Annotated in this window: 10 protein-coding genes and 1 pseudogene; 8 read left to right on the forward strand and 3 right to left on the reverse strand. The window is 31.4% G+C overall.

Features of this window, described 5'->3' with window-relative positions:
- Nucleotides 1–151: 151 nt before the first annotated feature.
- Nucleotides 152–1514: pseudogene (locus tag FBF15_RS02405) on the forward strand (MFS transporter).
- On the forward strand, nucleotides 1511–2518 hold the full coding sequence (locus FBF15_RS02410) for a nucleoside hydrolase (protein WP_002859440.1): 1008 nt from the start codon (nucleotides 1511–1513) through the stop codon (nucleotides 2516–2518). Before FBF15_RS02405 ends, FBF15_RS02410 begins: the two are co-directional and overlap by 4 nt.
- Here the strand turns inward: FBF15_RS02410 and FBF15_RS02415 are convergent.
- The 3 genes from FBF15_RS02415 to FBF15_RS02425 form a co-directional block, all read right to left on the reverse strand.
- Entirely contained in the window at nucleotides 2474–2917 is a 444-nt protein-coding gene (locus FBF15_RS02415; protein ID WP_002859441.1) for a YqaA family protein, read from the reverse strand. The two genes, FBF15_RS02410 and FBF15_RS02415, sit on opposite strands and share 45 nt — an antisense overlap.
- Before the next feature lie 4 nt (nucleotides 2918–2921).
- Nucleotides 2922–5747: an excinuclease ABC subunit UvrA gene (gene uvrA / locus FBF15_RS02420; RefSeq protein WP_002875282.1), complete on the reverse strand. Its 2826-nt coding sequence runs from the start codon at nucleotides 5745–5747 to the stop codon at nucleotides 2922–2924.
- Nucleotides 5748–5819: 72 nt separating this feature from the next.
- A complete protein-coding gene (locus tag FBF15_RS02425) occupies nucleotides 5820–6605 on the reverse strand; it encodes a TSUP family transporter (RefSeq protein WP_002858695.1) in 786 nt (261 codons plus the stop codon).
- 121 nt (nucleotides 6606–6726) lie between these two features.
- Here FBF15_RS02425 and FBF15_RS02430 point away from each other — a divergent pair, with 121 nt between their 5' ends.
- From FBF15_RS02430 to trpA, 6 genes are all read left to right on the forward strand, one after another.
- The gene (locus FBF15_RS02430) at nucleotides 6727–6816 is read left to right on the forward strand and encodes a hypothetical protein (RefSeq protein WP_042635777.1); all 90 of its coding nucleotides are present in this window, start codon (nucleotides 6727–6729) and stop codon (nucleotides 6814–6816) included.
- Between the two features lie 201 nt (nucleotides 6817–7017).
- Nucleotides 7018–8268 carry an anthranilate synthase component I family protein gene (locus FBF15_RS02435; protein ID WP_002858746.1) on the forward strand — a complete coding sequence of 417 codons (1251 nt, stop codon included), beginning with the start codon at nucleotides 7018–7020 and terminating at the stop codon, nucleotides 8266–8268.
- Nucleotides 8265–9866: an anthranilate phosphoribosyltransferase gene (gene trpD, locus FBF15_RS02440; protein WP_032582636.1), complete on the forward strand. Its 1602-nt coding sequence runs from the start codon at nucleotides 8265–8267 to the stop codon at nucleotides 9864–9866. The genes FBF15_RS02435 and trpD overlap by 4 nt, the downstream gene beginning before the upstream one ends.
- A complete protein-coding gene (locus FBF15_RS02445) occupies nucleotides 9853–10452 on the forward strand; it encodes an N-(5'-phosphoribosyl)anthranilate isomerase (RefSeq protein ID WP_002868917.1) in 600 nt (199 codons plus the stop codon). Before trpD ends, FBF15_RS02445 begins: the two co-directional genes overlap by 14 nt.
- Nucleotides 10449–11627 carry a tryptophan synthase subunit beta gene (gene trpB, locus FBF15_RS02450; protein ID WP_002854204.1) on the forward strand — a complete coding sequence of 393 codons (1179 nt, stop codon included), beginning with the start codon at nucleotides 10449–10451 and terminating at the stop codon, nucleotides 11625–11627. The genes FBF15_RS02445 and trpB overlap by 4 nt, the downstream gene beginning before the upstream one ends.
- Nucleotides 11620–12369, forward strand: a complete 750-nt coding sequence (gene trpA, locus FBF15_RS02455; RefSeq protein ID WP_052803982.1) for a tryptophan synthase subunit alpha — start codon at nucleotides 11620–11622, stop codon at nucleotides 12367–12369. The genes trpB and trpA overlap by 8 nt, the downstream gene beginning before the upstream one ends.
- Nucleotides 12370–12400 lie beyond the last annotated feature (31 nt).

Here is a 12400-nt window from a genome sequence, read left to right on the forward strand (position 1 = left end):
TTTTGATAAAATATATTTTTTGGTTATATTATTTCAAAATTTTGCTTAAAATGTCTCGAAATTTAAAGATATTTAAGCGAAAATACTTCAATTTTTAGTCATAATATCGAGTAGAGTAAAAATTTTATATGAATAATGTAAGGAAAATGTAATGACAAATCAGCAAATTGATGGAATTGCAGATAAGAATTTTAACACACCTGAAGGTAGAAAAGTTTTTAAAAAGGCAGTTTTTTCTTGCTGGTTGGGAACTGCTATGGAATATGCAGATTTTGCACTTTATGGTTTAGCAGCTGCAACAATTTTTTCAGAAGTATTTTTTCCTGAGCAAACTCCAGTAATTGCACTTTTGCTTAGTTTTGTAACTTATGGCATAGGTTTTATTGCAAGACCTATTGGGGCTTTGTTTTTTGGTCATTTAGGTGATAAACACGGAAGAAAAAATGTTATGATGGCTACAATAGCTTTAATGGGAATTTCAACTACTCTGATAGGTTTTATCCCAAGTTATGCAGTGATTGGTGTTTGGGCGCCTATTTGTTTGGTTGCATTACGTTTTATGCAGGGTTTTGGCGCAGGAGCTGAACTTTCAGGTGGAACAGTTATGCTAGGAGAATATGCTCCTAGCAAGAGAAGAGGGCTTGTTTCTTCTGTGATTGCTTTAGGATCAAATAGTGGAACTTTGCTTGCGTCTTTTGTATGGCTTTTGATGGTACAAATGGATGAAGCAAGTTTTAAAGAATGGGGCTGGAGAGTTCCTTTATATGGGAAGTATTTTAATCGCTCTTTTTGCTGTATATATTCGTTTTCATGTCAAAGAAACCCCTGTTTTTGAAAAGCAAAAAAATGAAATGATGAAATTGCGTCTTAATAACGAAAAGCATATGAAAAAAGATGAAAGAAGTTTTTGGCAAAGAAGTCGTGCTTTTTGGACTATGGTGGGCTTAAGAATAGGCGAAAATGGACCTTCTTATCTTGCGCAAGGTTTTATTGTAGGTTATGTGACTAAAATTTTACTTTTAGACAAATCAGTAGCTACTACAGCAGTGATGATAGCTTCATTGGTAGGATTTTTAGTTATTCCTTTGGCAGGTTATTTAAGTGATAAATTTGGAAGATGTATTACTTATAGAATGTTTTGTTTGCTTTTAATGATTTATGCTTTTCCTGCTTTTATGCTTTTAGATAGTAAAAATGAAATTATTGTGATTTTAACTATTATTGTAGGTATGTCTTTAGCATCTTTAGGGATTTTTGGTGTGCAAGCGGCTTGGGGTGTGGAGCTTTTTGGGGTAAAAAACCGTTATACAAAAATGGCTTTTGCTAAGGAGCTAGGTTCTATTCTTTCAGGAGGAACAGCGCCTATGGTGGCTTCTGCTTTGCTTGCATATTATGGCACTTGGTGGCCTATCGCGACATATTTTGTATTAACTGCAGGTATAGGTTTTGTGACTACATTTTTTGCGCCAGAAACTAGAGGTAGAGATTTAAATAAAATAGAAGATGCGATATGAGACTTATCTTAGACACGGACATAGGCAATGCTATTGCAGGAGCAAATACTGATGATGGTTTAGCACTTGCTTTGATTTTGTCATCTAAAGAAATCAAACTTGAAATGCTAAGCACAGTTTGCGGTAATGTTCCAAGCCTTGTTGCCTATAGTGTGGCTAAGGATTTATTTAAACGTTTAAATTTAAATATCCCAGTTTATTTGGGAGCGAATGAAGCCCTAAAAGAACCAAGTAAAGCTTGGCGTCAAAGACTTGATGAAAGTGTTAAAAATTTTAAACTTGAATATCTTTGGGAAAATATAAAAAGTCCTGAAATTTTAGAAAATATAAATCCTGATGCGATTTTTAAAATGGGTGAGTTGGTGAGTAAAAATCCTAAAGAAATTTCTATTTGTGCGATAGGACCTTTGACAAATATCGCTATGACTATGAAAATTTTTAAAGATTTTGATATAAATCTTAAAGAGCTTTTTATTATGGGCGGCAGTTTTGATATGCCTTATTACACTAAAGATACAAATTTTGGTTTTGATCCTGAGGCGGCTAGTATAGTGCTAAATTCAAGAGCTAAAATTACACTCATACCTTATAATGCAACCATGCAGACTTTATTAACACACGAGGATTTAAAAGAGTTGCAAGGTAAGAATATTTTATGTGATTTTATTGTTGAAACTTTAGGTGTTTGGATTGATTATGCCTATAAAACACGTGGTACAAAGGGAACTTGGATACATGATGCTTTAACGATAGCTTACGCATTAGATTCTAGTATTGCAGATTTTGATGAGTGTTATGCTGATGTTATTTGCGATAGTTCTTTGGCAAGAGGTATGAGTTGGCGTTGTTTTAAAGAACCAAAAATGAGTATGGGGGTGGATTTAAGCACTAAAAATTGTGTTAAAATTCTAAAAAATGTAGACAATGCAAAGCTTTTAAAACTTATAAAAGAGAGGTTTTTAAAAGGAGTTTGCTATGAAAATTATGAAAGCATAACGACTTAATTTTCCAAGTAAGATAAAAAATATAGTTTTTAAAAAAGAATATTTCGCAAAACCAAGTCCCAAGGCAAAAAGATCTCCTACTAAAGGTAAAAAAGTAAAAAAAGCAAATATACTTCCAAATTTAGCAAAATTAGCATTGAAATTTTCTAATTTTTTTAAGGATTTGCTAAAGTATTTTTCTAAAATTTTTTCTTTTCCAAAATACGCTAAAGCATAAGTACTTAAACTTCCTAAGGTATTACCCAAAGTGGCTACGATAAGTACCAAATTCGGATTAAAATCAAGTTTTATAAAGCCTAAAACAAAGGCTTCACTTGCTAAGGGTAATAGTGTGCTTGAAAGAAAACACACCATGAAAAGCCCCAAATAGCTAATATCATTATATAAAAAATCAAACATAAAATTATGATTTTTGTGTATTTTTAAGCTCTAAGTCTAGATAATATCCTGTGTAAGAACGGGTTTTTTTGTGTTCTTTAGCGACTTTTTCCACGCTTCCTGTGCTTATAACTTTTCCACCTTTAACTCCGCCTTCAGGCCCCATATCGATGATATAATCAGCATTTTTAATCACATCTAAATTATGTTCTATCACAAAAACAGAATTTTTAAGATCAACTAAATGTTGTAAAACTAAGATGAGTTTATTGACATCTTCAAAATGCAGTCCTGTTGTAGGTTCATCAAGTATATAAAGCGTTTTTCCTGTATCGCTACGGCTTAGTTCTTTAGCAAGTTTGATTCTTTGTGCTTCACCTCCACTTAAGGTGGTGGCATTTTGTCCTAGAGTTAGATAATCTAAACCCACTTTTACTAGAGTATCTAATTTTTGTTTGATTTTAGGAACGGCTGTAAAAAATTCACTCGCTTCTAAAACACTCATATTTAAAATTTCACTGATATTTTTGCCTTTATATTTGATTTCTAGCGTGGCATCATTGTAGCGTTTGCCCTCGCAAGTATCACAAACTACCATAACATCAGGTAAAAAATGCATTTCTATTTTGATTTCTCCATCTCCGCTACATTTCTCACATCTTCCACCCTTGACATTAAAAGAAAAGCGTCCAGCTTTATAACCACGCATTTTGGCTTCTTTAGTGGCGGCAAAAAGATTTCTGATTTCATCCATAGCACCTGTATAGGTGGCAGGATTTGAACGTGGTGTGCGCCCAATTGGGCTTTGATCAAGATAAATGACTTTATCAAGTTTTTCAAGTCCTTCTATTTGTACTCCGCCAAGTTTTTTAACTTTTTTCGCACGGTTTAATTCCTCTTGTGCAAAAGGAAGTAGGGTTTGAAGTATCAAAGAGCTTTTTCCAGAACCTGAAACTCCTGTTATAGCGACTAAATTTTGCAAAGGAAATTTTACGCTTAAATCTTGGATATTGTTAATATTTACATTTTTAAGCTCAAGCCATTCTTTCTGTGTTCTGTTTTGAAGTTGTGAAATTTGTTTTTTACCATTCATATAAAGTGCAGTTTCGCTTTTGCTTTTTAAAAGTTCTTTATAAGTTCCACTAAATACAACCTCACCCCCAAATTTTCCTGCTTTTGGACCAATATCTACAATAAAATCTGCTTCTTCTATGGTCATTTTATCATGCTCTACGACAATTAGGGTATTGCCCTTTTGTTGTAAATTTCTTAAAGTTTTAATCAGTTTTGCAGTATCTCTTTCATGAAGTCCTATGCTAGGCTCATCTAAGACATACATCACTCCGCTTAAACCACTGCCAATTTGTGAAGCTATGCGGATTCTTTGTGCTTCACCCCCACTAATCGTTCTTGCATCGCGCCCTAAAGAAAGATAACCTAGCCCCACATCATACAAGAAAAACAATCTTTCGTTGATTTCTTTTAGGATAGGTTTAGAAATAAGTTTTTGTTGCTCGCTTAAATAAGAAAAATTTTTCTCATCTGCAAAAAAGGCCGTACTATCTTCTATGCTCATATCTAAAATTTCACCCAAGCTTTTTTTGGCTACTTTCACGGCTAAACTTTCGGGTTTTAAACGATGCCCACCGCAGTCTTTACAAATTTTTTCACTCATATATTCGGCTAAATCTTTTTCATCTTTTAGCATTTCATAAGCCATTTTAACCACGCCTTCAAAAGTGCGTTTTAGGCGATTTCTTTTCCAAAGAAATTCTATAGTTTTGGCATTACCATACAATACAAGACGTTTTTGTTCTTCGTTTAATTGCATAAAAGGTATTTTGATAGGAATTTCATTTTGTTCGCAAAAGGCGATTAGGAATTTATAATAATAACTTTTATTAAAACCATACATGATTTTAACAGCACCGTTTTCGAGACTTAAATTTTCATCGATGATTTTTTTCATATCTAAAGTATAACGAATTCCAAGTCCATCGCAAGCTTCACATGCTCCTTTTGGAGAATTAAAAGAAAAGCTTAAAGGTTCAAGTGGAACAAAGGAAATTTTACAATCAAAACAAGCTGAATGCTCGCTAAAATGATAGTGTTTATTAAGGTTTATTTCCTCATGATTTAAAACTTCTATTTCTATTTCTCCAAAGCTTTCCTGTAAACCTTTTTCTATATCGCTTGCAAGACGAGAAAGTAAATCTTCTTGAATTTCAAGTCTATCTATGACAAGTTTAATGGTGTGTTTTTTGGTTTTGGCTAGTTCAATTTCTTCATCAAGTCTTACCAAAACTCCATCAATTTGAGCTCTTACATAGCCTTTGTTGCGTAAATTTTCAAGCAAATCTGCATAAGTTCCTTTTTTTTCTCGTATGAGTGGGGCGTAGATGATGATTTTTGCACCTTTTGGAAATTTTAAAATTTCACTGACTATATCACTTACACTCATAGATGAAATTTTTTGTCCACATTGATGACAATGTTGAATGCCAACTCTTGCGTATAAAAGTCTTAGATAATCATAAATTTCAGTGATGGTTCCTACAGTAGAGCGTGGATTTTTAGAAGTAGTTTTTTGATCTATGGCAATGGCTGGAGTTAAACCTTCGATTTTATCGACATCAGGTTTGCCTACCTTATCTAAAAATTGTCTGGCGTAAGCACTTAAACTTTCTATATAACGGCGTTGTCCTTCAGCATAAAGAGTTCCAAAAGCAAGGGTTGATTTTCCACTTCCGCTCAGTCCTGTAAAAACAATGAGTTTGTTTTTGGGAATTTCAAGGTGGATATTTTTTAGGTTATTTTCTCTTGCGCCAATGATTTTTATGGTATCGTTCATAGTCTTTCCTAAACATTAAATAAATTTAAGATTTTAGCATAATAATATTAAAAGAACTTGGATAAATCCAAGTTAAAAATTTATAAAATTTAGCTTATTAAGCAAAGAGTGGGTGGTTCCAAGTATTGACAAGGCATATACGCAAAGTAAAATTTTTCTATGAGCTGAAATATGCATTTTTTCTATGATTTTAATTCCTATAAAAACTCCAACCATAGAAGCTATACCTACTAGTATTCCTTTATGAATAACTTCAGAGTCTATAACTCCAGAATTTGAAAAAGATATAATACCAGAGACTGAAGCAAAAATAACAAAAAACAAGGATAAGGAAACAACTTTTTTACTATCATAGCCTAAAAAATAAGCTAAAATCGGAGCAATTAAAAGTCCGCCACCAATTCCCAAAGAAATAGCAAAAATACCAGTAAAAGCTCCAGCAATAAATAAAATGACATTCTTTACCCAAACGCTTCTTTGATTTTGCACAATGTTTTCTTTAATTCCAAAAGCATATTTGATAAAAAATATACAACTTACCGCCAAAAATACGCTAGTAAGAGCTACATCACTTAAAGCTTTTAAAAGCATTCCGCTAAAGCTTGCCCCTATGAGCCCTCCAAAACCTATCATAATACCATCTTTAAGATTTAGATTTTTTTTCTTATAATTAATATAAGAGCCAAAAACTGCTGCAAAAATCATTTGCAATACTGAAATTCCGATAGCATGGTGAGCACTTGCTCCAAGTGCGAACATAGAAGGAACGATAATCATACCTCCACCAATGCCAAAAAGTCCAGAAGCAATACCTGAAATGATTCCTATGATTAGATAAGGTAAATCTGTGATTTCCATAGCTTTTCCTAAAAAATATTAAATATTTCAAATACGGAATAATTTTATCTTATTAAGCTAAGTATTATCTTAGTTTTTTATAACAATAGAATATTTTTTGGTAACTTTAAGCATCGTAAAAATGTTTCAAAATATTATAAAATATAAAGATTTTATAATATTTATTTTAAATTTAAAGCAAAATTTATATTTATTGATTAAAATTAATTAAGACTTTAAAAATTTTCATAAAAGTCTTAATTTTTGAAATATTTTATAAGAAAGGTAAAAGATGAGTGAAAATGATTTTTTTAGTAATTCTTTGATTTTAAAACTTACACACACTCTTCGCTCTTGGCGTTTCTAAACTTCTTTTTATCTAAATTTTTTCTTTAATATTATTTTAATTTATTTTTTTAAAAAAAGGTTTATTATGTTTGTTAAAAATGTAAATTTTTATTATAGACAAATCCTTGAAAAATTTGAAAATTCTTATTTTGCAGAGGATTTGACTAAGGTAATTATAGGGATTGATTGTGATTATTTAGATGCTAATGAATTATCCTTTAGCGAGTTTAAGGCAAAATATTATGAAGCTTTAAGCAAGAATAAAATTTGCGACTTTGCTGGATTTTTTGGAGTTTTTAGTGCAAATTTTGTATCTTTGTTTGAAAAAATTCCACTTTCTTCTAAGAAAAATTATGATTTTCCTTTATTTTTATTTGCCAATGCTAAGGCTTATTTGATTTATGAGAAAAATAGCAAGATGTTTTTTAAATTTGGTGCTTCAAAATATTTTGAATATTTAAAAGATGATATTGAACCAATGAAAAAGAAACAAAAAAATGATTTTGAAATTTTAAATTCTTTAGAAGATGAAAAAAATGATTTTTTAAAAATGTGCGAAAAAGCCAAAGAATATCTTTTAAGTGGAGATATTTTTCAAGTGGTCTTAAGTAAGCAACTTTGTATCAAACATCAAGTAAATGCTTTTGATTATTATGAGAGTTTAAGTGCTTTAAATCCAAGCGCTTATATGTTTTATTTTCCAAGTAAATATGGTGTTGTTTTGGGTTCTTCTCCAGAGTTTTTATTGAAAATTAAAAAAAGAGAGATTTATTTAGCCCCTATTGCTGGAACTAGAAATTTGGAAAATAACTGTGATCTTTTAGCTTTAGAAAAAGATCTTTTAAGTGATGAAAAAGAACTTAGTGAACATAAGATGCTTGTAGATTTAGCAAGAAATGATGCTTCTAAATTTGGCACTCAAACAAGAGTGGAAAATCTTTTTTCTATTATTAAAAATAAATTTGTAATGCACATAGTGAGTGAAGTGTATGCCAATATGAAAGAAGATGCGAGTATTTTTGATGTGATTGAAGCAGTTTTTCCAGCGGGAACTTTAAGCGGAGCTCCTAAAATAAGAGCTTTAGAGATCACTAGCGAGCTTGAAGATTGCGATCGTGGAATTTATGGTGGTGCGGTAGGATTTTTAAATTTTAACGAAGACATAACTTTAGCGATTTTAATCCGTTGCGCTTTTTTTACTCAAGATAAGGCTTATTTGGCAAGTGGGGCGGGTATTGTTTTGCAAAGTGAGAGTCAAAAAGAATATGCAGAAATTTGTGCTAAACGCAAGGCGCTTTTGGTAGCTTTTGAAAATTTAAAAAAGGAAAATCAATGATACTTTTAATTGATAATTATGATTCTTTTGTTTTTAATGTTAAAAGCATGTTAGAGCAACTCAGCAATGATGAAATTTTAGTAAGAAGAAATGATGCAATTTCTCTGAGTGAAATTAAAAATTTAAATCCTACTCATATTATTTTAAGTCCTGGTCCAAAGCATCCAAGTCAAAGTGGGATTTGTCTTGAAATTTTTAAAGCAAGGCTTAATATCCCTGTTTTGGGCATTTGCTTAGGGCATCAAGCTTTAGCTTTAGCTTTTGATTCTTTAGTGGTTAAGATGCAAGAGCCTATGCATGCAAAAAATTCTTTGATAAAACAGTGCAGGGAAAATGAATTATTTTCTAATTTGCCTTCAAATTTTAGTGTAATGCGTTATCATTCTTTAGAGGTTAAACAGCTTAGTGATGAGCTTGAAATTTTAGCCCTTGATGAAAAGGGTGTGATTATGGCTTTGGGACATAAAAATTTACCTTATTATGGTGTGCAATTTCATCCTGAAAGCTATTTTAGTGAATATGGCTTACAACTTTTTTCTAATTTTTTAAAACAAGATATAAAAAAACCACAAAAACAAGAAAATCCTTTAAGTTTTTATTTGCAAAAAATGAGTGAAAATCATTTTTTACAAAGCGATGATTTTGAGCAAATTTGTAAGATTATTATGTCTAAAGATTATGAAATTTTACAATTAGCGGCTTTGTTGATTTTAATCACTGAAAAGTCTTTAAACGAAAAATCTTTAAGTGCTTTTGTAAGACAAATTTTAAGATATTCTCAAACTTTTAGTGATGAGAGTGAGATGATTGATATTTGTGGAACAGGTGGAGATGGTTTTAAAAGTATCAATGTTTCTACGACTAGTGCTTTTATTTTAGCAGCTTTAGGAGTAAAAGTAGCCAAACACGGAAATCGTGCCATTTCAAGTTCTAGCGGAAGTACAGATGTGTTAGAAGCTTTAAATATAACTACTCCAAACACTTTAGAATCAGTTTTAAAACAACTAAATAATCAAGGGCTTAGTTTTTTACATGCTCCATTTTTTCATCCTTTGGTAGGAGAACTTAAAGAGGTCAGATCAAGACTTGGAGTAAGAACGGTTTTTAATGTTTTAGGTCCTTTATTGCACCCTAATTTAAAGTTAAAATATCAACTTATGGGAAATTATCACGCACCTGTGCATAGGCTTTTGATAGAGGTTTTAAAAAATTTAGGACGCAAAAAAGCTTTAGTGGTAAGAGGAAATGATGGTATGGATGAGCTTAGTATTTGCGATGAAAGTAAAATTTATGAGCTTTGTGAAGGAGAAATTTTAGAGTATTCTATCTGTCCTGAACAATTTGGTTTTAAAAGAGCTTTTCATAGTGAAATCATAGGATCTAGTGCATATGACAACGCTAAAGATTTAAAAGATATTTTAAGCGGTAGAATGCAAGGGGCAAAATTTGATTTGGTAGTTTTAAATGCTATGTTTGCACTTTATACAGCCAATAAAGCAAGTTCGCCTTTAGTGGCTAAAGATATGATTTTAGAAGCCATTTATTCAGGTAAGGTTATAGAATATTTTAAGGAGTATCAAGCTTATGCTAAAGCTTAAAATTTGTGGTATTAAAGATGAAAAAAATGCCAAAGATTTAGCTTTTTTAAATATTGATTTTTTTGGACTTATTTTTGCTAAAAGTCCAAGAAGAGTGAGTTTAGAACAAGCAAGAAATTTAAGTGCAATTTTTCATGAAAAAGATAAAAAAGTTGTCGGTGTTTTTGTAGATGAAAATTTGGAACAAATTTTAAGATGTATTAAAGAAGCTAAGCTTGATGGGATACAAATTTATCGCACTATTACCAAAGAAGAATTTGAAATTTTAAAGGTGCAAAATGTTTTTGTTTGGCAGGTGATTAGTGTGGAAAATAGTTTAGATTTAAAAAGTGAAATTTTTGCTAATTTAGTACTTTTTGATGCTAAGGGAATTTTAAAGGGCGGTAATGGAATAAGTTTTGATTGGACTTTATTAGGTTCTTATACTAAAGATTTTGCATTAGCTGGAGGCATAGGTTTGGATAATATTCATAAGGCTGTACAAACGGGAGCTAAAATTTTAGATCTTAATTCAAAACTTGAAGATGAAAAAGGCTTAAAAGATATCAACAAAATAAAACAAATTTTAAAGGAGTTGAAAAAATGAAAAAAGCGTATTATGGGGATTTTGGTGGGCAGTTTTTGCCTGAAAGTGCAATGTTTGCTTTAAATGAGCTAGAAGGTGCTTTTTTGAAATTTTCTAAAGATAAACTCTTTAAAAAAGAATTAAACGAGCTTTTAAAAACTTATGTAGGGCGTCCTACTCCACTTTATTTTGCTAGAAATTTAAGCAAAAAATATCAGCATGAAATTTATTTAAAACGCGAGGATTTAAATCATACCGGAGCACATAAAATCAATAATGCCATCGCTCAAGCCCTTTTAGCAAAAAAAATGGGAAAGAAAAAAATCATAGCAGAAACAGGAGCAGGTCAACACGGGCTTGCAACAGCCACTGCAGCAGCACTTTTAGGACTTGAATGTGAAATTTATATGGGGGCAACCGATGTGCAAAGACAGGCTTTAAATGTTTATAAAATGGAGCTTTTGGGTGCTAAAATTCATGCAGTACAAAGTGGGCTTAAAACTCTAAAAGAAGCTACTACTGCGGCTATTCAAGCTTGGGTTGGAGATATTAAAAATATTTTTTATGTGGTTGGAAGTGCGGTAGGTCCTTATCCTTATCCTAAAATGGTAATGCATTTTCAAAGTATTATAGGAAAAGAATGCAAAATGCAACTTCAAAAACTCAATAAAAAAGTAGATTATATTATCGCAGCTGTTGGGGGTGGAAGCAATGCAGCTGGGATTTTTTATGATTTTATCAAAGATGAAAATGTTAAACTTATAGGTATTGAAGCAGGGGGGCTTGGCATTGATACGCCTTATCATGCAGCGACTTTAAATAAGGGAAAAACAGGCATTATTCACGGTATGAAAACCAAGGTTTTACAAGATGATTTAGGCAATATCTTGCCTGTACATAGTGTTTCTGCAGGGCTTGATTATCCAGGAATTGGTCCTTTGCATGCTTTTTTATTTGAAAGCAAAAGAGCGCAATATCATGCTATAAGTGATGAAGAATGTATGCAGGCTTTAAAATTACTTTGTAAAGAAGAAGGTATTATTGCAGCGATTGAAAGTTCGCATGCTTTGGCATTTTTAGAAAAACTTTGTCCAACTTTAAAAAAGAAAAGCGTGATAGTAGTAAATCTTTCAGGCAGGGGAGATAAAGATATGCAAATGATTAGAGATTATAAAAAAGGGGTGATTTATGGTTGATTTTAGAAAATTTTATAAAGAAAATGCAAATGTGGCTTATACGGTTTTAGGTTATCCAAATCTTCAAACAAGTGAAACTTTTTTGCAAAGATTGGATCAAAGCCCTATTGATATTTTAGAACTTGGTGTTGCTTATAGTGATCCTATTGCCGATGGTGAGATTATTGCAGATGCGGCAAAAATAGCTCTTGATCAAGGCATGGATATTCATAGTGTTTTTAAGCTTTTAGCTAGGATAAAAACTAAAAAAGCTTTGGTTTTTATGGTTTATTATAATTTAATTTTTTCTTATGGCTTGGAAAAATTTGTGAAAAAAGCAAAATCTTTAGGGATTTGTGCTTTGATTGTGCCTGAATTGAGTTTTGAAGAAAGTGATGATTTAATTAAAGAGTGTGAAAGATATAATATAGCTTTAATTACACTTGTAAGTGTTACAACCCCTAAAGAAAGGGTTAAAAAGTTAGTAAAACATGCTAAAGGTTTTATTTATTTATTAGCAAGCATAGGTATTACAGGTACGAAAAGTGTCGAAGAAGCAATCTTACAAGATAAAGTAAAAGAAATCAGATCTTTTACAAATTTGCCTATTTTTGTAGGCTTTGGCATTCAAAATAATCAAGATGTAAAAAGAATGAGAAAAGTTGCTGACGGAGTGATTGTGGGAACTAGCATAGTAAAGTGTTTTAAACAAGGAAATTTGGATATAATAATGAAAGATATTGAAGAAATTTTCAAAAAATAAAATTTTAAAACATATTTTTATTTTATATTTA

Source organism: Campylobacter sp. CFSAN093233, assembly GCF_011068165.1.
GTDB classification, from domain to species: domain Bacteria; phylum Campylobacterota; class Campylobacteria; order Campylobacterales; family Campylobacteraceae; genus Campylobacter_D; species Campylobacter_D jejuni.

What these genes read in the sequence shown, in the direction of transcription:
- FBF15_RS02410 (WP_002859440.1), top strand. Translation starts at nt 1,511, where the DNA reads ATGAGACTTATCTTAGACACGGACATAGGCAATGCTATTGCAGGAGCA.
- FBF15_RS02415 (WP_002859441.1), bottom strand. Translation starts at nt 2,917, where the DNA reads ATGTTTGATTTTTTATATAATGATATTAGCTATTTGGGGCTTTTCATG.
- uvrA (WP_002875282.1), bottom strand. Translation starts at nt 5,747, where the DNA reads ATGAACGATACCATAAAAATCATTGGCGCAAGAGAAAATAACCTAAAA.
- FBF15_RS02425 (WP_002858695.1), bottom strand. Translation starts at nt 6,605, where the DNA reads ATGGAAATCACAGATTTACCTTATCTAATCATAGGAATCATTTCAGGT.
- FBF15_RS02430 (WP_042635777.1), top strand. Translation starts at nt 6,727, where the DNA reads ATGTTTCAAAATATTATAAAATATAAAGATTTTATAATATTTATTTTA.
- FBF15_RS02435 (WP_002858746.1), top strand. Translation starts at nt 7,018, where the DNA reads ATGTTTGTTAAAAATGTAAATTTTTATTATAGACAAATCCTTGAAAAA.
- trpD (WP_032582636.1), top strand. Translation starts at nt 8,265, where the DNA reads ATGATACTTTTAATTGATAATTATGATTCTTTTGTTTTTAATGTTAAA.
- FBF15_RS02445 (WP_002868917.1), top strand. Translation starts at nt 9,853, where the DNA reads ATGCTAAAGCTTAAAATTTGTGGTATTAAAGATGAAAAAAATGCCAAA.
- trpB (WP_002854204.1), top strand. Translation starts at nt 10,449, where the DNA reads ATGAAAAAAGCGTATTATGGGGATTTTGGTGGGCAGTTTTTGCCTGAA.
- trpA (WP_052803982.1), top strand. Translation starts at nt 11,620, where the DNA reads ATGGTTGATTTTAGAAAATTTTATAAAGAAAATGCAAATGTGGCTTAT.